This is a genomic window from Hymenobacter convexus (assembly GCF_030580955.1).
In the GTDB taxonomy this organism is placed as follows: Bacteria; Bacteroidota; Bacteroidia; order Cytophagales; family Hymenobacteraceae; genus Hymenobacter.
On record NZ_JAUQON010000001.1, the window covers coordinates 654,132 to 679,228 of the forward strand.

A 25,097-nucleotide genomic window follows, 5' to 3' on the forward strand; every position below is an offset into this window, starting at 1 on the left:
AAGCTCGACATGACGTTCTTTGGTTTCCTGCCTCCTCATCTCCCTGCCTCCGCTGCTCATGTACCAAAACCCCATCATCGACGATAATTTTCCCGACCCCACCATCATCCGCGCCACCGATGGCTGGTACTACGCCTACGGCACCCAAACCAAGCGGGCCGGCGTCATCATCAACCTGCAGGTGGCCCGCTCACGGGACTTGGTTCATTGGGAATACCTGGGCGAAGGCTTGCCCGAAAAGCCCGATTGGGCCCGTCAGAGCCAGAAAATATGGGCACCGCACGTGAGCGAGCACAGCGGCCGCTACTACCTCTACTATTCCACCCGCCCCGACGGTGCCGACTACTTCAGCCTGGCCGTGGCCGTGGCCGACGCGCCCGCCGGCCCGTTTGTAGACTGCGGCCAGCCCATGCTGCCCGGCCCTGGCTTCACCTGCATCGACCCCATGGCCTACGACGACCCCGCCACCGGGCAGCGGCTGCTGTACTGGGGCTCGGGCTTCGGGCCCATCTGGGTGCGCGAGCTGGCCGACGACCGGCTCGGCTTCCGGCCCGGCAGTGTGGCGCAGGCCGTGGTGCACCCCAGCGGGAGCGACGACCCCGACGACTACCACCGCCTCATCGAAGGCGCCTGGGTTCACTACCACGAGGGTTGGTACTACCTCTTTTTTTCGGGCGATAACTGCTGCGGGCCGCACGCCCACTACGCCGTGCTGGTGGCCCGCGCTCGCCACGCCACCGGCCCCTTCGAAACCCATGCCGCCGCCACGGCCAACCCCCACGCCGCCCTGCTGGCCGCCAACGCCCACTGGCGCGCGCCCGGCCACAACTGCGTGGTGACCGATGCCGCCGGCCACGACTGGCTGGCCTGCCACGCCATCGACCCGCGCCAGCCCACCTTCGACGCCATCGACGACTCGGAGGGCTACTCGCGCCGCGTGCTGCTCCTCGACCGCCTCACCTATACCCCCGACGGCTGGCCCGTGGTGGCCGGCGGCTCGCCTTCCTGGCTGCCGCAGCCCGCGCCCGCTGCGGGCTAAACCCGGGGCGCTGGCGGCTGTCTGTAGAGCGTGGGCGGGAGTTGGGCGTTTTCAGTGCTGGTACCCGTCGGGCCGCGTTTAGCTTTGAGTGCATGAGTCTTCTCTACCCTTATTTTAACTATTTCCCAAGCCGTTGCCGTTGGTGGGGCTTCTTGCTGGGGCTGGTTCTGGCCAGCCCGGTGGCGGCCCAGCAGCCAGCCCCCGCGCCGCCTCACGATTCGGTGGCCGTAGCCGACGGCCCGCCCTGCCCGCCGCCCGCGCCGGCCCCGCGCCGGGTGGGCTTCGTGTTTTCGCTCGACAACCGCGAGTCGTTTCTGCACTCGTCGGCCGTGAGCATCATCGGGCTGAATGCGGGCGTGGTGCTGCCCGGCCACCGCTGGCGCCTGGGCCTGGGCGCCTACACCCTGAGCCGCGACTACGCCAACCTCTATACCTACCAGTACAAAAACGGCAAGCGCACCAAAAAAATAGCCGATGTGCTCACCCCCCAGCTCAGCCTTACCTACCTCACGCCCAACATCAGCTACGTATTCGCGCCGCGCCGCTGGCTGGAAATCAGCTTTCCGCTGGAAGCGGGCCTGGGCCGCAGCCACTATACCGAAACCGACCAGAACGGCCGCGTCACCACCGAGTCCTACGGCCTGTTCGTGCCCGTGGAAGCAGGGCTGAGCGTGCTGCTCAAGCCCACGCGCTGGGTAGGCGTGAGCGGCAGCGTGGGCTACCGCAAGTCGGTGTTCGAGGTTGATTACAAAGACGATTTCGACGGCATGTACTTCAGCTACCGGCTCAACGTTTTTGTGGGTGCCATTTGGCGCGACTGGCGCCGGCACCGGCAAACCCGGCACCCGGCGCCCGACCCGGCCCCGGCCCGACGCGGCAGTTAAAAGAGCCCGGCGCCACGGGTTTGCCGTATCTTGGTTGCCCTCGCTTCTCTGCTTCGCTTATGCTGATTTCGTTACCGTTTTTTCGTGTTTTGAGCCGCCGCCTGGCCCCGGCGCTGGCCCTGCTGGCCGCCAGTTTTGGGGCGGCCCGGGCTCAGGCATCTGCGCCGGAGTTGCACTGCCTCATGGCGCCCATCGAGCCTGCCCAGCGCGCCCGGCAGGCTGCTTTGGTGATTGAGGCCCAGGTGCTCGATGCCCAGGGGTTCTGGAACGCCAGCCACACGCTCCTGTTCACGCGGCACCGGCTGCGGGTGTTTTCGCTGCTGAAGGGCCAGGTGGCCGATACCACCGGCCTCGTGCTCGTCACCGAAGGCGGCCGTCTCGGGCTCGACCAGCAGGTGCTCACCAACACGCTGGCGCTGGCGCCCGGCCAGCAGGGCGTTTTTTTCCTGACGCCCGCGCCCTGGCCCGGCCTGCCCGCCGGCGCCGCCTACACGCCCTACGCCAGCCAGCAGGGCTTCATCGAATTCAACACCACCGAGCGCACCGCCGCCGAGCCATTTCGCCGCTATCCGGCCCTGGATGCGGTTTTTTTTAAGGAAATTACCAGCCTCACCGGTCAGCCCCGCCAGTTGCTGCATGCTAACCCGGCCCTGGCGCTGGCCGCGGCCACTCCGGTTCGGCGCACCACGGCGGTCACCATCAGCAGTTTCTCGCCCCAGAGCCTGCCGGCAGGCGCGGGCGCGGTGCTCACCATCGTCGGCGACGGATTTGGCAGCAGCCGGGGCACGGGCTTTGTCGATTTCCGCAACGCCGACGACGGCGGTACCACCCGTGTGAAAGCCCGCGACGGCGATTACCTGAGCTGGACCAATAACCGCATCGAAGTGCGGGTGCCCTCGGCCGCCAATGGCGGCTCGCCCGCCAGCAACGGCCACCCGGCCGGCTCGGGCACCATCCGCGTCACGGCCGCCGACCAGTCGGTGGTGGAAAGTGCCAGCGCCGTCACCATCATCTACGCCCTCACCAACGTGGAAAGCACCGACGGCACCCTGCTACAGCGCCCCAACCACATTGCCCTCAACACCTCCGGCGGTATCAGCTTCCGCTTCGGCCCCAATTTCGGGGCCGGTGCGGCGGCAGCCTGGCAGCGGGCCTTGGCCACCTGGCGCTGCCAAACGGGCATGAACTGGGACGTGGCTGCCGCCAACGCCACCAACACCATTGCCGACGACGGCCAAAGTGTGGTGGCCTTCGACGCCGGCCCCGAGCTGCCGGCCCTGGTGCTGGGCCGCACCACCAGCTATTACCGCGGCTGCTACGCACCCAGCGGGGAGGTAGTATTCTGGGTGAAGGAAATTGACATGCAGTTTGATGATGGGGCCACGTTTCAATTCGGGCCCGCACTGGCCGTTGGCAGCCTGGGCCAGGTCGATTTTGAATCGGTGGCCGTGCACGAATTGGGCCATGCCCAGCAGCTCAACCATCTCATCCTGCCCGGCGCCGTGATGCACTACGCCGTGGCCCGCGGCCAGAACACCCGCGCCCTCAACAGCCTCAGCGACGTGGCCGGTGGGCGGCAGGTGCTGCGGGGGCGCAGTTTCCGTCAGCTCGGGTGCGGCGGCCCGGCGCTGCTGCCCGCGCCGCTCATCGGCTTTGCGGCGCAGTATGCCGCCGGCACAGGCACCACGCTCACCTGGGCCACCCGCGACGAATGCTACTTGAGCAGTTTCGTGGTGGAGCGCAGTCTCAGCGGCGACACCCTGGCTTGGATGCGGCTGGCCACCATCGTCCCGCGTCCGCCCGCCGCCCAATACCAGTACGTGGATGCCCAAACCCCCGGCGGCCTGCACTATTACCGCCTCCGCCTGCTACGCCCCGACGGCACGCTCGATAACGTGGCGCCTGCCCTCATCACTTCCGAGGGCGCCAGTGCCACGGCCTCCATCTTCCCCAACCCCGTGACGGGCGACGTCCTGCGCCTGCAATACCCCACCGCTGCCGACGGCGCGGTGGTTTTCCGCATCTACGACCGGCTGGGCCGCCGCCTGCGCACCACCTCCGTCACCCTCACCACCGGCCTCAACGTGGTGCCCCTCAGCCTCACCAACCTGATTCCGGGCCTCTACTGCCTGCGCTGGCAGGATGCGCAGGGCAAAACCGGCAGCCGCAAGTTTGTGCGGTATTAAGCCGTTTGCATAGGTGCATTCGCACAAAAAAGGCCGTCATGCTTCGGCTGCGCTCAGCATGACGGCCTTTCGCTATTTATGCGAGCCTACAAATTCCGGCCTAGCACCGGCGCGGCCGCGGCATCGGCCGTCGGCGACACGGCGTAGCTGGCCAGCTGCGCCTCATCGAGGTTGCCGTTGAACCAGTCTTGCTCGATGGTGGCGCCCAGCTTCTGGTAGAAGCCGATGGCGGGCTCGTTCCAGTTCAGCACTTGCCACTTCAGGCGCACGGCGCCGGTGGCGCGGGCCTCGGCCACCACGGCATCGAACAGCAGCCGGCCCAGGCCGCCGCGCCGCGCCGTTTCCGTCACCACCAAATCTTCCAAATACAGCATCCGGCCCTTCCAGGTGGAGTAAGCGGTGTAGAACAGGGCAAGGCCGATGATTTCGGCGGCTTCGTTTTCGAGCACGAAAAACCCGAAAATGGGCGCCGGCCCAAAACCGTCGCGCTGCATAGCGGCCAGCGTATTGGTCACGGCTTCGGGAGCACGCTCGTACAGCGCCAGTTCATGAATCAGGCCCAGCACCTGGGGCAAATCGGCTTCGACGCCGCGGCGGAGGTTGTAGTTGTCAGTAGCCAAGGAGCAAAAGGCAAAGAGTGAAACGAAAAGCAGCCGGCAACAAAAATGAGCAATGAAAAACGCCGGAGCCGGCATCATTCATTGCTCATTCGGTAGCAGCAAATGACCAGATTACATCTGGGGCTGCATCTTTTTGATGTCTTCGGTGGCATTAACCGAGTTCAGCTCGCGGAACTGCTCGGGCTGCTTGGCACCTTTGGTGGTGTCGGGCGCGGCGGGCAGGGGCGGCAGCGTGGTGGTGGCAATATCGTCGTCACCCTCCGTGGCCGAAGGACCGCAGGACGGCAGCGTGAACGACAGCAGGGCAGCGGCCAGCAGGCCGGGGAGGAGCGTTTTTTTCATGTGTGGGGAAACGAATGCGGGCGCAAGTTACGCACGGAGTGCGGCTTGCAGCACGAAGAATTGCAGCCTGCCCTACGAGGAATATCAGGCCACCGTTGGGCCCGGGAGCCAACCGTGCAACTCCGGCCCTTATTCTACCACCGCAAACCACGGCACCCCTAGGCGCCCCGGCCGCAGCGCAACGGTGATTTTTTGCCCTTCCACAGTCTGCTGGTAAATGGCCTTGCTAACGGTCACGTCTTCGGTGGTGGCCACCGGGCCCCAGGGGCTCAGCTTGAGGTAATACGTGTTTTGCTTGCCCGAATTGTAGTGCTTGCCCACTACTTGCGGCGTGAACAAGACGGCTTCCGCCGGGTCGTACACCGCGTTGAGGGTGGACGTGGCCCCATAGCCATACAGCACGGCCAGCACCCCAATATGCAGCCCCACGCTAACCATCGACCCGGCCCGAAACAGGAATTTCCGGCTGCCGATGGCCAGGACAAGGGCGGCCCCTGTGGCGGCCGTGCCTACCCGCGGCCACAGCGGCGCATGGCTCACCAGTTCATAATCGAACAACGCCCGAATCAGCAGGCCCAAACAGGGTACCAGCACGGCGATTAAAACGGCCGGGTGGCCGCTGTTGCGCTTTTCATCGATGCGCAGCGTGCGCGGCAGCAGCCACAGCGCCACTGCCGCCAGCACCGGCACCAGCAAACACGCGCCAACCGCCCATTCGTAGGGATGGGCATAGGCAATGGCCCACGCCCCGGCCGCACCCCCGGCAATGTTGAGGGTGCGGGCCACGGCCACGGCCCGGGTCAAGGCTGCGGCGCGTGCCTCGGGGGTGGGGCCCAGTTCATCATCGGCCAGGATGGCAGCAGTGGCTCGCTCGGTGTCCACTTGGTCGAGGTCGGGGTAGCGGGCCGCCAGCCATTGCTGCAGTTCGGCATAGCGCTCGGTCGTATCGCCGATTTTGAAAGTTGGCAGGTACGCTTCGGTGGGGTAAATACGGGTGTATTTGCCTTCGACCCGGTAGCCGGCGATTTCCGATAGGGCCAGCGTTTTGGTGTTGAACGCGCCTACCTGGCTCACCTCCCGCGCCCCGATGATGACGCGGCCCTTCACCGTTTCAATCAGCCCGTAAACAAAGAAACCGGCCAGGCCCACCCCCAGTACCCCAAAGCCGATAATGCCGGCCGGAAACGGATTTTTGCCCCGCATCAGCAGAAAGGGCAGCGCCAGAAACACAAGTATCAGCGGGGGCATCAGCACATAAATGAGGATGCGGTAGCCTTTGGCGGTGCGGTACTCGCGGGTGTAGGTTTCCTGCCAGGGAAGCATAGGGGACGCGTTGAAGGAGGAAGTGGAAGCCGTGCTTTGGTAAGAAAGCCGTTCAAGGTACACCAGGGCCGATACACCCGGGCATGGGCCCCTTACCTTTGCTGTTAGCCCGGCGCTTAACCGGCTTTTCCCGCGTGGTTTCCCTTTCCGTCGTCATCATCACCTTCAACGAAGAAGTCAACATCGCCCGCTGCCTTGAGGCGCTGGCCGACGTGGCCGACGACGTGCTGGTGGTCGACTCTTTCTCCACTGATGCCACCGTCGAAATCTGTCGGCAGCACGGCGCCCGCGTCGTCCAGCACGCCTTCGCCGGCTACGTGGAGCAGAAAAACTACGCCACCAGCCAGGCCCGGTTCGACCACGTCCTCCAGCTCGACGCCGACGAAGTGCTGACCGAGGAGCTGCGCCAGTCCATCCGTGCCGCTAAGCAAAGCTGGCAGCACGCCGCCTACAGCCTCGCCCGCCTCACCAACTACTGCGGCCACTGGGTGCGCCACGGCGGCTGGTACCCCGACCGCAAGCTGCGCCTCTACGACCGCCGCCTGGGCCGCTGGACCGGCCTGCTCCTACACGAAAAATTCGAAGTTGACTTCGGCCAAACAACGGGACAACTCGCCGGTGACGCCCTGCACTACAGCTACCACAGCATCGCGCAGCACGTCAGCCAGCTCAACAAGTTCACTAGCATTACCGCTCAGGAACTGGCCCTGCGCGGCAAAACCCGGGTCGGCCTGTTTCACCTGCTGCTCAAGCCGCTCTGGAAATTCGTGCACGGCTACGTATTCCGGCTGGGCGTGCTCGATGGCTTCGCCGGCCTGTGCATCGCCGGCATCTCGGCCTGGGGCGTGTTCCTAAAATTCGCGAAGCTGAAAACCCGCACGGAAAACGCCGAAGCATGAGCCGTACTTTCCTCATCTCCCGCACCGATGCCATCGGCGACGTGGTGCTGACCCTGCCCGTGGCCGGGCAACTCAAGCAGCTGTTTCCCGGCTGCCGGGTGGTGCTCATCGGCCGCACCTACACCGCGCCGGTAGCGGCTGCCTGCCCGTGGGTGGATGATTTCCTAAACATGGATGAGTTGCTGAAGCTGCCCGAGCCGGAGCAGGTAACCGCCCTGCGCCACTACGGTGCCGAGGCCATCATTCACATCTTCCCGAACAAAACGCTGGCCCGCCTCGCCCAGAAGGCCCGCATTCCCGTCCGCATCGGCACGCGCAACCGCTGGCAGCACTGGCTGACCTGCAACCGGCTGGTGGCCCTCAGCCGCCGCCACTCGCCCCTGCACGAATCCCAACTGAACCTGAAGCTGCTTCAGCCGCTGGGTTTCTCCAAGACGCCGCCTTTGAGCGAAGTAGCCCAACTTGTGCGCCTGCAAGCCGCCGAGCCCTTATCCGCTAAATTTCAGCAGTCACTCCAGCAGCGGCAGCCCGGCCAGCTCAACGTCATCCTGCACCCGCGCAGCCGGGGCAGCGCCCGGGAGTGGGGCCTCGACAATTTTGCCCGCCTCGCCCAGCTGCTGCACCAGGCCGGCCACCGCGTCTTCGTCACCGGCACGGCGGCGGAAGGGGAGGAGCTGGCCGACTGGCTTCGGCAAAACGCGGCTTTCCTCACGGCCGACCTCACCGGCCAGCTCAGCCTGCCGCAGTTCATTTCCTTCATTGCTGCCGCCGATGGCTTGGTTGCGGGCAGCACCGGGCCGCTCCACTTGGCCGCCGCGCTGGGCTGCCACGCGCTGGGCCTCTACCCGCCCATCCGGCCCATGCACCCGGGCCGTTGGGCGCCGCTGGGACCACATGCGGAGTTTATGGTGTTCGACAAGCCCAACTGCGAAGACTGCCGCCAGCATCCCGCCACCTGCACCTGCATCCGGGCCATCGAGGCGGCCGCGGTAGCGGCCCGGGTAGCAGCTTGGCAGCCGTTGCCGACCGAATAATTGCTGCTATCTGTCGATATAGTCGGGCCGATTCATCCAGTTAGTTTGTTAGTTACGGGCCGCTTTGCAACCTAGCGGGCGCCGCAATCCGTACATCGGACGAAGCTTGGCCCACCGTCTGGTGCGTTTTAAGGTGTTTTTAACACGCGATAACGTGCTTTGGTGGGTAGCTTCGCATTGGCGGAAAGCAACTTGGCCACCCCCTTGCTCCGAGTTGCTGCTACCGCCGAATTTGTCCTAATCACCTATTCTTTCGTAGGTTTCGACCTGCAATTTCCCCCGCCCACCTGTATGAGCGATTCTCCCGAACGGGTTAAACTGAGCAAAGAGGAAAAAGACCGCCGCTTTCAGGCCGAGCTCATGCCCGTGCTCGACCCGCTCTACAACTTTGCCTACCGGCTCACCCTCGACGAGGACGATGCCAACGACCTCGTGCAGGAAACTTACCTGAAGGCGTACCGCTTTTTCGAGTATTTCGAGCCCGGCACCAACGCCAAGGCGTGGCTTTTTCGCATTCTCAAGAATTCGTTCATCAACGACTTCCGCAAGAAAAGCAAGCAGCCCGCCAAGGTCGATTACAGCGAGATTGAGGGCTATTACAACCCCGACGACGTCGAGGCCGAGGGCGAAATCGGCGCCTCCTCGTCCGACATGCGCCAGCAGTCGGCCCGCGACCTGATTGGCGACGAAGTGGCCAGTGCCCTAAATTCTTTGCCGGTCGATTTTCGCACCGTCATCATCCTCTGCGACCTCGAAGGCTTTACCTACGAGGAAATGGCCAAAGTGCTTGATATTCCGATTGGTACGGTGCGTTCGCGCCTGCACCGGGCCCGCAATTTCCTCAAGGATAAGCTGGAGAAATACGCCCAATCAATGGGATATGGCAATGATGCAATTGATGACGAAACGGAACTAACCGACGCCGAAAATAATTAACCTCCCCGACAAGAGCACGCAGTTGGCGATTCGCTCGCATTTCGTTGGCATTCACTCCTTTCGCAGCCGTTTCAATTATGAACCCATCCGCTACTACTAAAACCAATACGTCGGCCCCCGTTGCTGCTACCCCTGACAACGGCCCCGACTGTGAACGCGTGAATACTGTACTTGACCAACTCATCGAAGGCCAGCCCCTGACGATGGAAGAGGAGGACTACCTCATCGACCATGCGAACGACTGCTCGCCTTGCTTCGACGACATCGAGAAGCAGCGCATCTTCATCTCTTTCCTGAAGCAGCGTGTGCCCACTCCGTCGACGCCCGCCACCCTGCACAACTCCATTTTGGCGCGTGTGGGCGCCGTAATGGCCTAATAACGGGCTATACGGCTTAGCTTTGCGCGATGCAAGGCAAAATCATTGTGTTTTCGGCGCCCTCGGGCGCGGGCAAAACCACCATTGTGCACCGGCTCATGGAGCGGGTGCCGGCCCTGAGTTTTTCCATTTCGGCCTGTACGCGCGACCGTCGCGGCCGGGCCGAGGAGAATGGCAAGGACTACTATTTCATCACGGCAGATGAATTCCAGGACAAAATTCGGCACGACGAATTTGTGGAGTGGGAGGAAGTCTACGAGGGGGCCTTCTACGGCACGCTCAAGTCAGAAATCGAGCGCATCTGGGAGAGCGGCAAGCACGCCATCCTCGATGTGGACGTGAAAGGTGGCCTCAGCATCAAGGAATTCTACAAGGACCGCGCGCTGGCCATTTTCGTCCGCCCGCCGTCCATCGAAGTCCTGGAGCAGCGCCTGCAGGCCCGTGCTACCGATTCGCAATCCAGCATTTCCTCGCGGGTGTACAAGGCCAGGTTTGAGTTAGCATTCGAAGACCGGTTCGACGTAACCGTCGTCAACGACAACCTCGACGATGCCACCGACCAGGCCGAGAAGCTCGTGCGCGATTTCATCAGCGCCGAACCCGCCGTGGTATGAGTGGCCGGCGAATAGGCCTGCTCTTCGGCTCGTTCAACCCTATCCACATCGGCCACCTTATCCTAGCCGAGCACTTCGCCACGCGCACCGATTTGGCCGAAGTCTGGCTCGTCGTCACGCCCCACAATCCCTTCAAGCAGGCCGCCGACCTGCTGCCCGATACCCAGCGCCTGCACATGGTCGAACTGGCCCTGGCCGGCAACCCGCGCCTGCGCGCCGAGTCCATCGAGTTCGGCCTGCCGCGCCCCAGTTACACCATCGCCACGCTTGATGCCCTGCGCCAGCAGCACCCGCAGCACGATTTCGTGCTCCTGATGGGCTCCGACAACCTGCCCGGCCTGCCCCGCTGGCAGGAAGCCCAGCGCCTGCTGGCCGAGGTTGATATCTACGTGTACCCCCGCCCCGGCACCCAGGCGCCCGACCTGTCCGCCTTCCCCCGCGTGCAGATAATGACCGCGCCTTTGCTCGACATCTCGGCCACCTACATCCGCGAAAGCCTGCGTGCCGGTAAATCCATCCGCTACCTGGTGCCCGCCGCCGTCGAAGCCGTATTGCTGAAATAGAACAGCACTGCGAGTCACTGCATTTTCCACTGCGAACACTGCGGGAAATAGTACCTACAAATATTACCTACGAAAAAGCCCGACGATAATTCGCCGGGCTTTTACGCAGAAGACAAACGACCAAATCAGATGGTCATAATCTCCGACTCCTTTTTACTAAGGGCCTTTTCCACTTCGGCAATGTAGGTGTCGGTGGTTTTCTGCACTTTCTCTTCCGCCACTTTTATGGCATCTTCCGAAGCGCCTTCTTTCAGGAGCTTGCGCAGCGCCTCGTTCACATCCTTACGGATGGCGCGCACGCGTACTTTGCCGGTTTCCGATTCGTTTTTGGCCTGCTTCACCAGGTCACGGCGGCGCTCCTCGGTCATGGCCGGGATGTTGAGGCGCACGCCTTCAGCATCCGAAACGGGGCTCAGGCCCAGGTCGCTGTTCCGAATGGCCTTGGTTACCTCGCTAATCATGTTTTTCTCCCAGGGCTTGATGAACAGCGAGCGGGCGTCAGGCGTCGAGATGTTTGCAATCTGGCCAATGGGCGTGGGCGTTCCATAGTAGTCCACCCGGATGCCGTCGAGCATGGCCGGCGAGGCCTTGCCGGCCCGGATACGGCTCATTTCCACGTTCACGTGGGCCAGGGCTTTGCCCATCGATTCTACCAAGTCATCGAGGTAAAACTGAATTTCTTCGTCCATTTTAAGTAAGTTGTCAGTTGATAGTTGTCCGTTGTCAGGCTTTGCTATCAGTTAGTTTTTCAATACAAACTAACAACGGATAACAAGCAACTGACAACTAAAAATTAGGCTTGTTCCGGTTGGTTGCCTACCAGCGGTTGGAGCAGGCTTTTCTTAGGGTCTAGCAGTGGCTTGCGGCCATCGCGTTTGCCGCCGTCGTTTACCAAGGTGCCCATGGCTTCGCCGTTCAGCAAACGCTCCAGATTGCCTTGCGTGTTCATGTCGAACACGATGATGGGCAGGTTATTTTCCTTGCAGAGCGTAAAGGCCGTCATGTCCATCACGTTCAGGTTCTTGCTCAGCACCTCGTCAAATGTGATTTGGTCGAAGCGCGTGGCCGTGGGGTCCTTCTCCGGGTCGGCCGTGTAGATGCCGTCCACGCGGGTGCCTTTCAGCACCACATCGGCTTCAATCTCAATAGCGCGTAGCGAAGCGGCCGAATCCGTCGTGAAGTACGGCGAGCCGATGCCGGCCCCGAAAATCACCACGCGGCCCTTTTCCAGGTGGCGCACGGCGCGGCGGCGGATGTATGGCTCGCACACCCGCTGAATGGTGAGGCCGGAGAGCAGGCGCGTGCTCACTTCCAGCTTCTCAAGGGCGCTTTGCAGGGCCATCGAGTTGATAACCGTGGCCAGCATGCCCATGTAGTCGCCCTGCACGCGGTCGAGGCCGAAGGCTTCGGCTTCCACGCCGCGGTAAATATTGCCGCCGCCAATGACCACGGCCACCTGCACGCCGGTAGCGGCCACGGCCTTGATTTCGGAGGCGTACTGCATCAGCCGCTCGGCGTCGATGCCGTACTGCTGCTGGCCCATCAGCGCTTCGCCGCTGAGCTTGAGGAGGATGCGGTTGTATTTCAAGTCGGAGGGGTTGAGAATGTCGAACGAATGAATAAAGGCGGGCTAAGCGAACTGCACCAGCACCTGGCCTTTCTGCACGTTGTCGCGCAGGTTTATTTTGATGGAGCCCACGGTGCCGTCGGCGGGCGCTTTCAGGATATTTTCCATTTTCATGGCTTCCAGCACCAGCAGCGGGTCGCCTTTGAGCACGGCCTGGCCCGGCACCACCCGAATGTCTACGATAAGACCGGGCATGGGGGCTTTCAGCTCGTTTACTTTAACGGCGGCGGCGTTGCTCATGCCAAGGCGTTCGAGCAGCAGGTCGAACCGGTCTTTGGCATTAAGCTCCACGCGCTGGCCGTTGATTTTAAGTGCGATGCTTTTCGTCGTGTAATCAGCCGATACAACTTCGGCGCTGTAGGAGCGACCTTCGTGCAATACATGAAAGCGGCCTTCGCCCAAATCCACTAGGTCCCAGGCAAAAGGCTCGTTGTTGAGCGTAACCGTGTCGGCGGCGCGGTAGTCAACTTCCCAAAGTTGACCGGGGCCGGTGCTGATTTGAAACATCTGAAGCGAATAGGGTGGGAGGAAAGCTGGGGTTAAAGGTAGCCCAAATCTCAAATTAATTCAGAAATTGACGCGTTTTTCGCCCGTTCTTGTCGGCATGAAGTATCTGGTTCCGGGCCTTACCAGCCTGCTATTGTTTGTGCACCTGCTGGCAGCCGCTCAGGTAACGAAGCCGCGGGGAACCAAGCCCGCGCCCAAGGCGCTGGTGCACAAAAAGGCGGCGCCTGCGGCTAACCCGGCGCCCGCACCGGCCGGCTTGGTCGTGCCCTCGTGGCTGCCCGCCGAGGCGCCGCTGCAGCCCGCAGCCACCATTCTCACTGATGTACTGGATACGAAGCTCGACGTGCGCTTCGACTACAAAAAGCAGTATCTGCTGGGCACGGCCATCCTCACGCTGCGCTCGCATTTCTACCCGCAATCGGAAGTGGTGCTCGATGCCAAGGGCTTCGATGTGCAAAAGATTGAGCTGGTAGGGGAGAAAAAGAACCGCAGCCTCACATACAATTACAACCGCCGCAAGCTCGTCATTGCCCTCGACCATCCATACCCGCGCAGCACGCCCTACCAGCTGCGCATCGTGTACGTGGCCAAGCCCAACGAGCTGCCGCAAGGCGGCTCGGCTGCCATTACGTCGGACAAAGGACTGTACTTCATCAACCCACTGGGCACCGAGAAGAACAAGCCCCGCCAAATCTGGACCCAGGGCGAGACGGAAGCCAGTTCCTGCTGGTTCCCGACCATCGATAAGCCCAACCAGCGCATGACCCAGGAAATCAGCCTGACGGTGGAAAAGCAGTTCAAAACGCTTTCCAACGGCACCCTGACTTCCTCCCGCGCCAATGCCGACGGCACCCGCACCGACACTTGGAAGCTCACGCAACCCCACGCCCCCTACCTCGCCACCATGATAGTGGGCGACTTCGCGGTAGTGAACGACTCCTGGCACGGCAAGCCCGTCGACTATTACGTGGAGCCGCAGTACGCCGGCACTGCCCGCGCCATTTTCGGCCACACGCCCGAAATGCTGGACTTCTTCTCCAAAAAGCTAGGCGTGGAATACCCCTGGGACAAATACGCCCAGGTGGCCGTGCGCGACTACGTGAGCGGCGCCATGGAAAACACCACCGCCACTACCCACGGCAGCACCATCCAGGCCACCAAGCGCGAGCTGCTCGACGCCAACTACCAGACGGCCGAGACGGTCATCGCCCACGAGTTGTTCCACCACTGGTTCGGCGACTACGTGACCTGCGAAAGCTGGAGCAACTTGCCCCTGAACGAGTCCTTCGCCGACTATTCCGAATACCTCTGGGCCGAATATAAATACGGCGCCGACGAAGCCAGCTTCGTGCAAGAAATCAAGCTCAACAACTACCTCGAAGAAGCCACCGCTAAGCGCGAGCCCCTCATCCGCTACCGCTACAACAACCGCGAGGACATGTTCGACCGCCACTCCTACGACAAAGGTGGCCGCGTGCTCCACATGCTCCGCAAGTATGTGGGCGACGACGCCTTCTTCACTTCACTAGGCCGCTACCTCAATGAGAACAAGCTGACGGCCGTCGAAATCTCCAAGCTGCGCACCGCTTTCGAAGAAACCACTGGTGAGGACCTGACCTGGTTTTTCAATCAGTGGTTTATGCAGCGCGGCCACCCGGAGCTACACATTACCCACAGCTATGCCAACGGCCAGGTGGCCCTGCGCGTGCAGCAAACCCAGGATACGCTGTTCCAGCCCGTCTACCGCCTGCCCGTCAGCGTCGCCGTCTGGACCAACGGCAACCAGCCCACCGAGCACCGCATCACCGTCACCAAAGCTGACCAGACCTTCACGCTGCCCGCCGGCCAGAAGCCAGTTCTGGTCAAATTCGACAGCGAAAACCAACTCTTAGCCCAAATCGACGAAGACCGCAGCCAGGATGAACTGGTCTTTCAATTCTATCACGCCAAAACCTACCAGCAGAAATCCGAGGTAATGGAGTTGCTGCAAAACAAAACCGCTGACCTCGCCGTGAGCAGCCTCCTGCGCAACGCCATGAACGACAAGTTCTGGCAAGTGCGCCGCCTCGCCCTCGACCACCTCCGCCGCTACCGCGGCCCCGAGCCCGAAGGCATGCGCAAAGACATCCAGCGCCTCGCCACCACCGACCGCAACTCGCGCGTCCGCGCCCAAGCCATCGTCACCCTCGCCACCTTCCCCGACGGCAGTTACGGCCCCATCTACGGCGCCGCCATCGCCGACAGCTCCGCCCTGGTTGCCGCCGCCGCCATTAAAGTACTCGCCAAGAAGCCCGAGCCCAGCACCCGCCAGCAAGTCGCCGCCATCGACAACACCACCAGTAGCCCGCTCATCGTCGCCATCGCCGACTACTATGCCCTCAACGGCGGCCTCGACCAGTACCAATGGTTCCTGCGCCGCCTGCCCGACGTGACCGATGCCGACCTCTACGCCTACTTCCAGTCCTTCGGCACACTCATGACGCACATCCCGCCTGTGGAGCGCGACAAAGGCCTCAAAATCTTAGAAGATTATGCCCGCAACGCCCCGCGCTACGAAATCCGCCTGGGCGCCTACCACGGCCTCGCTTTGCTGCTGCCATCCATGCCCAACCTGAAAGCCACACTCCAAAACATCCGCGAGAAGGAAACAGACGACCGGCTCAAAGCATTTTATAACCTTATGTAAAAGCAAGTTCCGATATTCGCCGGAAAAAAGAACAACCTTTTTTTGCCCGAACACTTGCCTTGTGTCAGAAAACCTCTAATTTTGCAGCTCCTTACGAAACACTACTGGTTCAGCAGTCAGGAAATCAAAGGGGAAACGCCTCTCGGCAATCGGCCGAGAAGCACCAAAACTGGGGGTATCGCATAGCGGCAATTGCGGGTGACTGTAACTCACCTCCTTCGGGTTCATAGGTTCGAGTCCTGTTACCCCCACTTTTTTACAAGATGCCATCTGCGGGAGTAGCTCAGTTGGTAGAGCGGCAGCCTTCCAAGCTGCAGGTCGCGGGTTCGAACCTCGTCTCCCGCTCACGTTTTCAGAATAAGCCGTTTTAGCTCAGTGGTAGAGCACTTCCTTGGTAAGGAAGAGGTCATGGGTTCAAATCCCATAAATGGCTCAGATTATTACACAAGTCCAACGGCCGGAATTATTCTGGCCGTTGGCTCGGTTCTCTCAGGCAAGCGACGCACAGTTTTCTATTACAGTAGGGGCTGAGTCTCGCTTTCTTCGTGTAGGGTCCGATTTTACCTCTCAAATTCACTTCACCACCTCTTTTTTTACTCTTTACAATGGCTAAAGAAAATTTCGACCGGTCCAAGCCGCACGTAAACATCGGTACCATCGGCCACGTCGACCACGGCAAGACCACCCTGACCGCTGCTATCACCATGGTGCTGGCTAACCAGGGCTTGGCCGAAAAGCGTGACTTCTCTTCGATTGACAATGCTCCCGAAGAAAAAGAGCGTGGTATCACCATCAACACCGCTCACGTAGAGTACTCCACCAAAAACCGTCACTACGCTCACGTTGACTGCCCCGGTCACGCTGACTACGTGAAGAACATGGTAACGGGTGCTGCCCAGATGGACGGCGCTATCCTCGTGGTAGCGGCTACCGACGGCCCGATGCCCCAGACCCGTGAGCACATCCTGCTCGCCCGTCAGGTAGGTGTTCCTCAGCTGGTGGTGTTCATGAACAAAGTAGACATGGTGGATGACCCCGAGCTCCTCGAGCTGGTGGAAATGGAAATCCGCGAACTCCTCTCGTTCTACGACTTCGACGGCGACAACATTCCGGTTATCCAGGGTTCGGCCCTCGGCGGCCTGAACGGCGATGCCAACTGGGTTCCCAAAATCAACGAGCTGATGGACGCCGTTGACTCGTTCATTCCGATTCCCGCTCGTCTGACCGACCTGCCCTTCCTGATGCCTGTTGAGGACGTGTTCTCGATTACCGGCCGTGGTACTGTTGCTACCGGTCGTATCGAGCGCGGCATCATTAACTCGGGTGAGCAAGTTGACATCCTGGGCATGGGCGCTGCTGCCGGCCTGAAGTCGACGGTTACGGGTGTGGAAATGTTCCGCAAAATCCTCGACCGTGGCGAAGCTGGTGACAACGTAGGTCTGCTGCTCCGCGGTATTGAAAAAGAAGCCATCCGTCGCGGCATGGTTATCTGCAAGCCCGGCTCGGTAACTCCTCACCAGAAGTTCAAGGCTGAGGTGTACGTTCTCTCGAAAGAGGAAGGTGGCCGTCACACGCCGTTCTTCAACAACTACCGTCCGCAGTTCTACCTGCGTACCACCGACGTTACTGGCATCATCTCCCTCCCCGAGGGCGTTGAAATGGTAATGCCCGGCGACAACATCACCATCACGGTTGAGCTCATCAACAAGGTGGCCATGGAGAAAGGCCTCCGCTTCGCTATCCGTGAGGGTGGCCGTACGGTAGGTGCCGGTCAGGTAACCGAAGTTCTCGACTAAGCTCCGGCTTAACAGCAAAAAAAGCCGCTCTCGAACCTTCGGGAGCGGCTTTTTTACGCTGAAACAGAAGCAAGTGTTTGTTTTCTCTTCTGTTTCTCTTACCTTTGCACTCCCTTTAGCGAAATGCGCTTTTCGGGAATGTCAATAAACGAGTGTAGTTCAAGGGTAGAATAGAGGTCTCCAAAACCTTTGATGGGAGTTCGAATCTCTCCACTCGTGCAATCTGGGCCAGTTGGTCCGCTCCATGTTATTTCAGCGGCAACGCTGTTTTTCCCATCACAATGGACAAACTGAGCAATTATTTCCGCACCACCATCGAAGAGATGCGCTACAACGTGACGTGGCCCTCGACGACGGAACTGCAAAAAAGCGCCGGCTTGGTGCTAATTGGTTCGCTCGTGTTTGCCATCGTCGTGGGCGTCATGGATGTCAGCTTTGAGTCGGTACTTAAAGCGTTTTACAACTCGTTTCGCTAGTCAGCAATCAAGATGGGCGAATTGAAATGGTACGTGGTGCGCTCCGTGAGCGGCCAGGAAAAGAAAGCCAAAAATTACCTCGAAACGGAGCTCGGTCGGCACAACCTGACCGAGCTTGTTCCGCAGGTACTAATTCCGGTGGAGAAGGTGTTTGAGATGCGCAACGGCAAGAAGCGCGTCCGCGAGCGGAACCTCTACCCCGGTTACATCATCATCCACGCCGACCTCGGCCACGGTGAAGTTGACCACATCATCACCAGCACGCCCGGCGTGATTGGTTTCCTCGGCGACAAAGACAAGAAGGACGCAACGAACAACAAACCCGTTCCGCTGCACATTTCGGAAGTCAATCGCATCCTCGGCATCGTGGATGAAGCCGAGCAGCAGGCCGACGCTACCCTCGACAAGCCTTACGTAGTGGGTGAACTCGTGAAAGTGGTAGACGGCCCCTTCAACGGCTTCTCCGGCAACGTGGATGAAGTGTTCGAGGAGCGTAAGAAGCTGAACGTAGTCGTGAAAATCTTCGGCCGCTCGCAGCCGGTAGAACTCAGCTACACCCAAGTAGAAAAAGAAGTATAACTGGTATTGAGTATCAGGTATTCAGTAGTCAGATAAAATTGTCCGAATACTGAATACCAAGTACCGACTACCAATATAAAAAACACCACGCCGGCTAATTGCTCCGGGTCGGCGGGGCTTCCAAACAGGAGTTTACTAAACTGAGGCAAGCGCGAGTTACGACGCAGGAGCCACAGCCAAACCAATCAAATGGCCAAAGAAATCAGAGGTTATCTGCGTCTGCAGATAAAGGGAGGCGCCGCGAACCCTTCGCCGCCGGTAGGACCTGCACTTGGTAGCAAAGGCTTGAACATCATGGAGTTTTGCAAGCAGTTCAATGCTCGCACCCAAGATAAAGCCGGCCAAGTTTGTCCTGTACTCATCACCATGTACACCGACAAGTCGTTCGACTTCGTGGTGAAGACGGCACCGGCTCCGGTGCTGCTCATGGAAGCTGCCAAGTTGCAGAGCGGTTCGAAAGAGCCGAACCGTAACAAAGTGGGCTCCGTGACGTGGGACCAGGTGCGTACCATTGCCGAAACCAAAATGCCTGACTTGAACGCTTTCCAAGTGGAAGCTGCCATGAAGCAGGTGGCCGGCACGGCTCGCAGCATGGGCATTACCATCAAGGGCGATTCTCCTTTTGCTGAATAATTAAACGGAGAAAAGAACAGATGGCACAAGTAAGCAAAAAGCGCAAGGAAGCCCTTGCCAAACACGACCTGACGCAAGTGCGCAGCCTCGTGGAAGCAGCAATCGTGGTGAAGGACATTACCTACACCAAATTCGATGCTTCGGTAGATATTGACGTTCGCCTCGGCGTGGACCCCCGCAAAGCGGACCAGATGGTTCGTGGCGTGGCCACCCTGCCCCACGGCACCGGCAAAACCGTTCGCGTTCTGGCGCTCGTGACTCCCGACAAGGAGGCTGAAGCGCTGGCCGCCGGCGCCGACTTCGTGGGTCTGGACGACTATATCTCGAAAATCGAGAAAGGCTGGACCGACATCGACGTAATCATCACCATGCCCGCCGTAATGGCTAAGGTAGGTCGTCTGGGCCGTGTGCTCGGTCCCCGTGGTCTGATGCCGAACCCGAAGTCGGGTACCGTAACGACCGACGTAGCCAAGGCTGTGCAGGAAGTGAAAGCTGGTAAAATCGACTTCAAAGTTGACAAGACCGGTATCATTCACTGCTCGGTTGGTAAAGTATCGTTCGACCCGAAAATGCTGGCCGAAAACGCCCTGGAGGTAATCCAGACGTTGGGTCGCCTGAAGCCTTCTTCGTCGAAAGGTACCTACATCAAGAGCATCACGCTCTCGAGCACGATGTCGCCCGCCGTTCCGGTTGACAGCCAAGTAAATTCCGCTAGCTAATTAAACAAACCAAACATGACTCGGGAAGAAAAACAAGCCCTCGTGGATGAGTTGAGCGGAAAAATGCAATCGCACAACTCGTTCTACATCGTCGATGCTTCGGTGATGTCGGTAGCGAAAATCAACGACTTCCGTCGTCTGGCGTTCAACCGCGGCCTGGAATATAAGGTGTACAAAAACACCTTCATTCGCAAGGCGCTGGATACGCTCGGCCACGATACGTCGGAAATGGATGCCGCGCTGAAAGGCCAATCGGGCGTGTTGTTCTCTACGGAGAGCGGCTCGGCTCCTGCCAAAATGCTGCGCGACTTCTACAAATCGCAAAACTATGCCCGCGGTGTTGAGCCCAAGCCCGTGCTGAAAGGCGCATATGTAGATGCCAGCATCTATATCGGCTCGAACCAGCTCGAAGGCCTGACCACCATCAAAGGCAAACAGGAACTGCTCGGTGAACTCATCGGTCTGCTCCAGTCGCCTGCCAAAAATGTTATCTCTGCTCTGTCGAGCGGCGGCAACAAGCTGGCCGGCATCCTCAAAACCCTCAGCGAAAAAGAGGCCGCTTAATCCGCAGCTTTTTCGCCCCTCTTTAAATTTTCAACAACACATTTTTTTAACAATCTACAGAAATGGCAGATTTGAAAGCATTCGCTGAGCAGCTTGTAAACCTGACGGTGAAAGAAGTAAACGAATTGGCAGGCATCCTGAAGGACGAGTACGGCATCGAGCCTGCTGCTGCTGCTCCCGTAATGATGGCTGGCGGCGGTGGCGCTGCTGCTGAGGAAGCTCCTGAGGAGAAGACGTCGTTCGACGTTATCCTGAAGGCTGCCGGTGGCCAGAAACTGGCTGTGGTGAAACTGGTGAAAGACCTGACCGGTCTGGGCCTGAAAGAAGCCAAAGAACTGGTTGACGGTGCTCCCAAGCCCCTGAAAGAAGGCGTAACCAAAGACGAGGCTGAGTCGCTGAAAAAGCAGCTCGAGGAAGCCGGTGCTGAAGTAGAAGTTAAGTAGTTTCTGCTCCTGAAGCATCTCCGGACCCGCTTCGAATAAGGATTAGACCTGGCAACTTAGCCAGGTCTTTTCCTGTTTGTAGCGTGTCAACCGCGCGAGCTACCCGGTTCGCGCTTTTGCTATGTCAGCTAACCATCTTGTTGCAGAGGTGGTTAGGGAGTGTACCGCACCGCTGACGGGCCGCCACCCCGGCCTCCTTTATTACGCTTCTGTGTCCATCTTTTAATCCCCATCGCATTGGCTACACCGAAAGCAAAGACGGCCGCCCTGAAGAAAACGGCCGCCGAGCGAATCAATTTCGCCAAGATTAAGAAGGTTATCGAGTACCCGGACTTCCTGGACGTGCAAGTGCGCTCGTTCCAGGAATTCTTTCAGTTGGAAACCGCTGCCGAGCGTCGTTCTAACGAAGGATTGTTCAAAGTGTTCGCCGAGAACTTCCCGATTTCGGACTCGCGCGAAAACTTCGTGCTCAACTTTATCGATTACCACGTCGACCCGCCGAAATATTCGGTTGACGAGTGCATCGACCGTGGTTTGACTTATTCGGTTCCGCTGAAAGCCAAGCTGCGTTTGATTTGCAATGATAAGGACAACGAGGACTTCGAGACGATTGAGCAGGAGGTGTTCCTCGGGAACATCCCGTACATGACCGTGAAGGGCTCGTTCGTTATCAACGGCGCCGAGCGCGTTATCGTATCGCAGCTGCACCGTTCGCCGGGCGTGTTCTTCGCCCAGAGCAAGCACACGAACGGTACCAAGCTCTATTCGGCCCGGATTATTCCGTTCAAAGGTTCGTGGATTGAGTTTGCCACGGACGTGAACAACGTGATGTATGCATACATCGACCGGAAGAAGAAATTCCCGGTGACGACGCTGCTTCGCGCCATCGGCTACGGCACGGACAAAGACATTCTCGACCTGTTCGGTTTGTCGGAGGAAGTGAAGTCCGATAAGAAAAACCTCAAGAAAGCCGTTGGTCGCAAGCTAGCTGCCCGGGTGCTCCGCACCTGGACGGAAGACTTCGTGGACGAAGACACCGGCGAAGTGGTATCGATTGACCGCAACGAGGTGTTGCTGGAGCGCGATGCTACTATTGAGGAAGCTGACATTGACGTGATTCTGGAGGCCGGCGCGAAGTCGGTGATTCTGCACCGTGAGAATGTGAACATTGCGGATTTCGCAATTATTTACAACACGCTGCAGAAGGACAACTCCAACTCGGAGAAGGAAGCTGTTGAGCAGATTTACCGCCAGCTCCGGAACACGGAGGCGCCTGACGAAGAAACCGCTCGTGACATCATCCAGAAGCTGTTCTTCTCGGATAAGCGCTACGACCTCGGGGAAGTGGGCCGTTACCGGATTAACAAGAAGCTCCAGATTGGCATGGACCAGGAGTCGCGGGTGCTGACGAATGAGGACATTGTACTCATCGTGAAGTACCTGATTGGCTTGAGCAACTCAAAGGCCATTGTCGATGACATTGACCACTTGAGCAACCGTCGCGTGCGGACCGTGGGCGAGCAGCTTTACGCCCAGTTCGGCGTGGGCTTGGCCCGGATGGCGCGTACCATCAAGGAGCGCATGAACGTGCGTGACAACGAGGACTTCAAGCCGGTGGACCTGATTAATGCTCGTACTCTTTCGAGCGTTATCAACTCGTTCTTCGGTACGAACCAGTTGTCGCAGTTCATGGACCAAACCAACCCGCTGGCCGAGGTGACGCACAAGCGTCGCGTATCGGCGCTCGGGCCGGGAGGTCTGTCGCGTGAGCGTGCTGGTTTCGAGGTACGTGACGTTCACTACACGCACTACGGCCGTCTTTGCACCATCGAAACGCCGGAAGGACCGAACATTGGTCTGATTTCGTCGCTGTGCGTGCACGCTCGCGTGAATGCCATGGGCTTCATCGAAACCCCTTACCGCGACGTGAAAGGCGGCAAGGTGGACATGAGCGCCAACGTGAAATTCCTGACTGCTGAGGAAGAGGACACCCACCACATCGCGCAGGCTAACTCCCTGCTGGATGAGGGCGGCAACCTGACCCAAGAGCTGGTGAAAGGCCGTTTCGAAGGTGACTTCCCGGTGGTGAATCCGTCGGAGTACTCCTATATGGACGTGGCCCCGAACCAGATTGTATCGGTCGCTGCTTCGCTGATTCCGTTCCTGGAGCACGATGACGCCAACCGTGCGCTCATGGGCTCGAACATGCAGCGCCAGGCTGTGCCGCTGCTCCGCCCCGAAGCTCCGATTGTGGGCACGGGTCTGGAAGGCCGCATTGCCAGCGACTCGCGCACGTTGATTATGGCCGAAGGCGAAGGCGTGATTGACTTCGTGGACGCCAACAAGATTGTCGTGAAGTACGACCTTACGGAGGACGACATCATGGTGAGCTTCGATGCGGAGCGCATTACCTACGACCTCATCAAGTTCCGTCGCACCAACCAGGACACCTGCCTCAACCTGACGCCGCTCGTGAAGCGCGGTGAGCGGGTGACCAAAGGCCAGGCGCTTTGCGAAGGCTACGGTACCAACCAGGGCGAACTCGCCCTGGGCCGTAACATGCAAGTGGCCTTCATGCCGTGGCAGGGCTACAACTTCGAGGATGCCATCGTCATCTCTGAGCGCGTGGTGCGCGACGACATCTTTACCTCGATTCACATTGAGGAGTTTGAGCTGGAAGTGCGCGAGACCAAGCGTGGCGAAGAAGAGTTGACTTCGGAAATTCCGAACGTGAGCGAAGAAGCTGTGCGCAACCTCGACGACAACGGCATCATCCGCCTCGGCGCGGAGGTGAAGGAAGGCGATATTCTGATTGGTAAAATCACGCCGAAAGGCGAGACGGACCCCACGCCGGAAGAGAAGCTGCTCCGCGCCATCTTCGGCGACAAGGCCGGAGATGTGAAGGATGCCTCGCTTAAGGCGCCGCCCTCCTTGCAGGGTGTGGTTATCGGCACGAAACTCTTCTCGCGTCCTAAGAAAGACAAAAACCTCCGGGCCAAGTCGAAGAAGGAAGTGGAAGACTTGAAGTCGACCTACGCACAGGAACTGCGTGGCGTGAAAGCCATCATGATTGACAAGCTGGTGCAATTGCTGGAAGGCAAAACGTCGCAGGGCATCAAGCACCGCTTCGGCGAGGAGATGATTGCCAAGGGCGTGAAGTTCAACCGCAAGAACATCAACGAGGGCATGTTCCCCGAGAAGAACCCGTACAAGGACGAAAGCAACTACGCCGTTCCGGAAGAAGTGAACCTGTTTAAGGACCTGATTCTGGAAGGCTGGACGGCTGATGCCCGCGTGAATGGCTTGGTGCTGGAGCTGGTGCGTAACTACGCCAAGCGCCGCAACACCATCACCGCGAAATTCAAACGTCAGCGCTTCACCTTGGAAGTGGGCGACGAACTGCCCGCCGGCATCGTGCAGCTGGCCAAAGTGTACATCGCCAAGAAGCGCAAGCTGAAGGTGGGTGATAAAATGGCCGGCCGCCACGGTAACAAAGGCGTGGTAGCCCGCATCGTGCGCGATGAGGACATGCCCTTCCTGCCCGATGGCACGCCGATGGACATCGTGCTGAATCCGCTAGGTGTACCAAGCCGGATGAACATCGGTCAGATTTACGAGACGGTACTTGGCTGGGCTGGTCTGAAAATGAGTCGCACTTACGCTACCCCGATTTTCGACGGCGCTACCGAGGATGAAGTGGCTCGTGAATTGACCGAGGCTGGCTTGCCCGACTGGGGCCGTGCGTACCTGCACGATGGTCTGACGGGCGACCGTTTCGACCAGCCGGTGACGGTGGGCGTGATTTACATGCTTAAGCTCGGTCACTTGGTTGACGACAAGATGCACGCTCGTTCCATCGGGCCGTACTCGCTCATCACGCAGCAGCCGCTGGGTGGTAAGGCACAGTTCGGTGGCCAGCGCTTCGGCGAGATGGAGGTGTGGGCACTGGAGGCCTTTGGTGCTTCCAACGTGCTGCAGGAAATCCTGACCGTGAAATCGGATGACGTGGTGGGCCGCGCCAAGGCGTACGAAGCCATTGTAAAAGGCGACGTTCTGCCCAAGCCGAACATCCCCGAGTCGTTCAACGTGTTGCTCCACGAACTCCGTGGTCTGGCACTCGAAATCACGATGGAATAGTGAATTGCTGCAGTTGCGGCCGGGGCGCAAGCTTCGGCCGCAACTCGCGGTTTGCCTGCCGGCAGGCAACAGGAGGCGCTGATTGAGCGACTCTGGTAACGAAAGGTGAGAAA

At 59.7% G+C, this 25,097-nt stretch carries 24 protein-coding genes and 4 tRNA genes; 22 read left to right on the forward strand and 6 right to left on the reverse strand.

Translation table 11 applies throughout. The features are described from left to right. The first annotated feature begins 58 nt into the window (after positions 1–58). The 3 genes from Q4S41_RS02530 (at position 59) to Q4S41_RS02540 (ending at position 4,109) form a co-directional block, all read left to right on the forward strand. A complete protein-coding gene (locus Q4S41_RS02530) occupies positions 59–1,039 on the forward strand; it encodes a glycoside hydrolase family 43 protein (RefSeq protein ID WP_305029559.1) in 981 nt (326 codons plus the stop codon). Positions 1,040–1,131: 92 nt separating this feature from the next. Then, complete coding sequence (locus tag Q4S41_RS02535; RefSeq protein WP_305029560.1) at positions 1,132–1,923, forward strand: hypothetical protein; 792 nt, start codon at positions 1,132–1,134, stop codon at positions 1,921–1,923. 59 nt (positions 1,924–1,982) lie between these two features. Further along, positions 1,983–4,109 (forward strand): T9SS type A sorting domain-containing protein, encoded by a 2,127-nt coding sequence (locus tag Q4S41_RS02540; RefSeq protein WP_305029561.1) that lies wholly within the window; start codon positions 1,983–1,985, stop codon positions 4,107–4,109. A gap of 86 nt (positions 4,110–4,195) precedes the next feature. On the opposite strand, the gene Q4S41_RS02545 is transcribed toward Q4S41_RS02540, so the two are convergent. The 3 genes from Q4S41_RS02545 to Q4S41_RS02555 form a co-directional block, all read right to left on the reverse strand. Next, the gene (locus tag Q4S41_RS02545) at positions 4,196–4,729 is read right to left on the reverse strand and encodes a GNAT family N-acetyltransferase (protein ID WP_305029562.1); all 534 of its coding nucleotides are present in this window, start codon (positions 4,727–4,729) and stop codon (positions 4,196–4,198) included. A gap of 111 nt (positions 4,730–4,840) precedes the next feature. Continuing rightward, positions 4,841–5,071, reverse strand: a complete 231-nt coding sequence (locus tag Q4S41_RS02550) for a hypothetical protein (RefSeq protein ID WP_305029563.1) — start codon at positions 5,069–5,071, stop codon at positions 4,841–4,843. A 129-nt stretch (positions 5,072–5,200) separates the two neighbouring features. Continuing rightward, a complete protein-coding gene (locus Q4S41_RS02555; RefSeq protein ID WP_305029564.1) occupies positions 5,201–6,394 on the reverse strand; it encodes a hypothetical protein in 1,194 nt (397 codons plus the stop codon). Between the two features lie 134 nt (positions 6,395–6,528). Between Q4S41_RS02555 and Q4S41_RS02560 the strand changes: the two genes are divergently transcribed. The 6 genes from Q4S41_RS02560 (at position 6,529) to nadD (ending at position 10,817) form a co-directional block, all read left to right on the forward strand. After that, a complete protein-coding gene (locus Q4S41_RS02560) occupies positions 6,529–7,293 on the forward strand; it encodes a glycosyltransferase family 2 protein (RefSeq protein ID WP_305029565.1) in 765 nt (254 codons plus the stop codon). After that, entirely contained in the window at positions 7,290–8,327 is a 1,038-nt protein-coding gene (locus Q4S41_RS02565) for a glycosyltransferase family 9 protein (RefSeq protein ID WP_305029566.1), read from the forward strand. Before Q4S41_RS02560 ends, Q4S41_RS02565 begins: the two co-directional genes overlap by 4 nt. 291 nt (positions 8,328–8,618) lie before the next feature. Further along, positions 8,619–9,263: a sigma-70 family RNA polymerase sigma factor gene (locus Q4S41_RS02570; RefSeq protein ID WP_305029567.1), complete on the forward strand. Its 645-nt coding sequence runs from the start codon at positions 8,619–8,621 to the stop codon at positions 9,261–9,263. A gap of 77 nt (positions 9,264–9,340) precedes the next feature. Further along, entirely contained in the window at positions 9,341–9,640 is a 300-nt protein-coding gene (locus tag Q4S41_RS02575; protein WP_305029568.1) for a hypothetical protein, read from the forward strand. 29 nt (positions 9,641–9,669) lie between these two features. Then, a complete protein-coding gene (gmk, locus tag Q4S41_RS02580; protein WP_305029569.1) occupies positions 9,670–10,254 on the forward strand; it encodes a guanylate kinase in 585 nt (194 codons plus the stop codon). Beyond that, a complete protein-coding gene (gene nadD, locus Q4S41_RS02585; RefSeq protein WP_305029570.1) occupies positions 10,251–10,817 on the forward strand; it encodes a nicotinate (nicotinamide) nucleotide adenylyltransferase in 567 nt (188 codons plus the stop codon). Before gmk ends, nadD begins: the two co-directional genes overlap by 4 nt. Before the next feature lie 125 nt (positions 10,818–10,942). On the opposite strand, the gene frr is transcribed toward nadD, so the two are convergent. The 3 genes from frr to Q4S41_RS02600 all read right to left on the reverse strand — a co-directional run bounded on the left by frr (position 10,943) and on the right by Q4S41_RS02600 (position 12,951). Continuing rightward, positions 10,943–11,506, reverse strand: coding sequence for a ribosome recycling factor (gene frr / locus Q4S41_RS02590; protein ID WP_305029571.1), 564 nt, complete (start codon positions 11,504–11,506; stop codon positions 10,943–10,945). A 104-nt stretch (positions 11,507–11,610) separates the two neighbouring features. Beyond that, on the reverse strand, positions 11,611–12,405 hold the full coding sequence (pyrH, locus tag Q4S41_RS02595) for a UMP kinase (RefSeq protein ID WP_305029572.1): 795 nt from the start codon (positions 12,403–12,405) through the stop codon (positions 11,611–11,613). 42 nt (positions 12,406–12,447) lie between these two features. Next, positions 12,448–12,951, reverse strand: a complete 504-nt coding sequence (locus Q4S41_RS02600; protein WP_305029573.1) for a biotin/lipoyl-containing protein — start codon at positions 12,949–12,951, stop codon at positions 12,448–12,450. 97 nt (positions 12,952–13,048) lie between these two features. On the opposite strand from Q4S41_RS02600, the gene Q4S41_RS02605 reads away from it, so the two are divergent. The 13 genes from Q4S41_RS02605 to rpoB all read left to right on the forward strand — a co-directional run bounded on the left by Q4S41_RS02605 (position 13,049) and on the right by rpoB (position 24,984). Further along, positions 13,049–15,637, forward strand: a complete 2,589-nt coding sequence (locus Q4S41_RS02605) for a M1 family metallopeptidase (protein ID WP_305029574.1) — start codon at positions 13,049–13,051, stop codon at positions 15,635–15,637. Positions 15,638–15,808: 171 nt separating this feature from the next. After that, positions 15,809–15,888, forward strand: a tRNA-Tyr gene (locus Q4S41_RS02610). A 21-nt stretch (positions 15,889–15,909) separates the two neighbouring features. Beyond that, positions 15,910–15,982: transfer RNA gene (locus Q4S41_RS02615), tRNA-Gly, on the forward strand. 16 nt (positions 15,983–15,998) lie between these two features. After that, positions 15,999–16,070, forward strand: a tRNA-Thr gene (locus Q4S41_RS02620). A 172-nt stretch (positions 16,071–16,242) separates the two neighbouring features. Further along, a complete protein-coding gene (gene tuf / locus Q4S41_RS02625; RefSeq protein WP_046245268.1) occupies positions 16,243–17,433 on the forward strand; it encodes an elongation factor Tu in 1,191 nt (396 codons plus the stop codon). Positions 17,434–17,581: 148 nt separating this feature from the next. Beyond that, positions 17,582–17,652 (forward strand) — tRNA-Trp (locus Q4S41_RS02630). Between the two features lie 62 nt (positions 17,653–17,714). Next, the gene (gene secE, locus Q4S41_RS02635; protein WP_201985341.1) at positions 17,715–17,909 is read left to right on the forward strand and encodes a preprotein translocase subunit SecE; all 195 of its coding nucleotides are present in this window, start codon (positions 17,715–17,717) and stop codon (positions 17,907–17,909) included. Between the two features lie 12 nt (positions 17,910–17,921). Continuing rightward, a complete protein-coding gene (gene nusG, locus Q4S41_RS02640; RefSeq protein ID WP_196290995.1) occupies positions 17,922–18,488 on the forward strand; it encodes a transcription termination/antitermination protein NusG in 567 nt (188 codons plus the stop codon). A gap of 189 nt (positions 18,489–18,677) precedes the next feature. Beyond that, on the forward strand, positions 18,678–19,121 hold the full coding sequence (rplK, locus tag Q4S41_RS02645) for a 50S ribosomal protein L11 (RefSeq protein ID WP_198067444.1): 444 nt from the start codon (positions 18,678–18,680) through the stop codon (positions 19,119–19,121). Positions 19,122–19,141: 20 nt separating this feature from the next. Next, a complete protein-coding gene (rplA, locus tag Q4S41_RS02650) occupies positions 19,142–19,840 on the forward strand; it encodes a 50S ribosomal protein L1 (RefSeq protein ID WP_201985338.1) in 699 nt (232 codons plus the stop codon). Between the two features lie 15 nt (positions 19,841–19,855). After that, entirely contained in the window at positions 19,856–20,404 is a 549-nt protein-coding gene (rplJ, locus tag Q4S41_RS02655; RefSeq protein ID WP_305029575.1) for a 50S ribosomal protein L10, read from the forward strand. A gap of 62 nt (positions 20,405–20,466) precedes the next feature. Beyond that, complete coding sequence (gene rplL / locus Q4S41_RS02660) at positions 20,467–20,847, forward strand: 50S ribosomal protein L7/L12 (RefSeq protein ID WP_241937049.1); 381 nt, start codon at positions 20,467–20,469, stop codon at positions 20,845–20,847. 267 nt (positions 20,848–21,114) lie between these two features. Continuing rightward, positions 21,115–24,984 (forward strand): DNA-directed RNA polymerase subunit beta, encoded by a 3,870-nt coding sequence (gene rpoB / locus Q4S41_RS02665; RefSeq protein WP_305029738.1) that lies wholly within the window; start codon positions 21,115–21,117, stop codon positions 24,982–24,984. Positions 24,985–25,097: the final 113 nt, after the last annotated feature.

What these genes read in the sequence shown, in the direction of transcription:
- Q4S41_RS02530 (WP_305029559.1), top strand. Translation starts at nt 59, where the DNA reads ATGTACCAAAACCCCATCATCGACGATAATTTTCCCGACCCCACCATC.
- Q4S41_RS02535 (WP_305029560.1), top strand. Translation starts at nt 1,132, where the DNA reads ATGAGTCTTCTCTACCCTTATTTTAACTATTTCCCAAGCCGTTGCCGT.
- Q4S41_RS02540 (WP_305029561.1), top strand. Translation starts at nt 1,983, where the DNA reads ATGCTGATTTCGTTACCGTTTTTTCGTGTTTTGAGCCGCCGCCTGGCC.
- Q4S41_RS02550 (WP_305029563.1), bottom strand. Translation starts at nt 5,071, where the DNA reads ATGAAAAAAACGCTCCTCCCCGGCCTGCTGGCCGCTGCCCTGCTGTCG.
- Q4S41_RS02555 (WP_305029564.1), bottom strand. Translation starts at nt 6,394, where the DNA reads ATGCTTCCCTGGCAGGAAACCTACACCCGCGAGTACCGCACCGCCAAA.
- Q4S41_RS02565 (WP_305029566.1), top strand. Translation starts at nt 7,290, where the DNA reads ATGAGCCGTACTTTCCTCATCTCCCGCACCGATGCCATCGGCGACGTG.
- Q4S41_RS02570 (WP_305029567.1), top strand. Translation starts at nt 8,619, where the DNA reads ATGAGCGATTCTCCCGAACGGGTTAAACTGAGCAAAGAGGAAAAAGAC.
- Q4S41_RS02575 (WP_305029568.1), top strand. Translation starts at nt 9,341, where the DNA reads ATGAACCCATCCGCTACTACTAAAACCAATACGTCGGCCCCCGTTGCT.
- gmk (WP_305029569.1), top strand. Translation starts at nt 9,670, where the DNA reads ATGCAAGGCAAAATCATTGTGTTTTCGGCGCCCTCGGGCGCGGGCAAA.
- nadD (WP_305029570.1), top strand. Translation starts at nt 10,251, where the DNA reads ATGAGTGGCCGGCGAATAGGCCTGCTCTTCGGCTCGTTCAACCCTATC.
- frr (WP_305029571.1), bottom strand. Translation starts at nt 11,506, where the DNA reads ATGGACGAAGAAATTCAGTTTTACCTCGATGACTTGGTAGAATCGATG.
- Q4S41_RS02600 (WP_305029573.1), bottom strand. Translation starts at nt 12,951, where the DNA reads ATGTTTCAAATCAGCACCGGCCCCGGTCAACTTTGGGAAGTTGACTAC.
- Q4S41_RS02605 (WP_305029574.1), top strand. Translation starts at nt 13,049, where the DNA reads ATGAAGTATCTGGTTCCGGGCCTTACCAGCCTGCTATTGTTTGTGCAC.
- tuf (WP_046245268.1), top strand. Translation starts at nt 16,243, where the DNA reads ATGGCTAAAGAAAATTTCGACCGGTCCAAGCCGCACGTAAACATCGGT.
- secE (WP_201985341.1), top strand. Translation starts at nt 17,715, where the DNA reads ATGGACAAACTGAGCAATTATTTCCGCACCACCATCGAAGAGATGCGC.
- nusG (WP_196290995.1), top strand. Translation starts at nt 17,922, where the DNA reads ATGGGCGAATTGAAATGGTACGTGGTGCGCTCCGTGAGCGGCCAGGAA.
- rplK (WP_198067444.1), top strand. Translation starts at nt 18,678, where the DNA reads ATGGCCAAAGAAATCAGAGGTTATCTGCGTCTGCAGATAAAGGGAGGC.
- rplA (WP_201985338.1), top strand. Translation starts at nt 19,142, where the DNA reads ATGGCACAAGTAAGCAAAAAGCGCAAGGAAGCCCTTGCCAAACACGAC.
- rplJ (WP_305029575.1), top strand. Translation starts at nt 19,856, where the DNA reads ATGACTCGGGAAGAAAAACAAGCCCTCGTGGATGAGTTGAGCGGAAAA.
- rplL (WP_241937049.1), top strand. Translation starts at nt 20,467, where the DNA reads ATGGCAGATTTGAAAGCATTCGCTGAGCAGCTTGTAAACCTGACGGTG.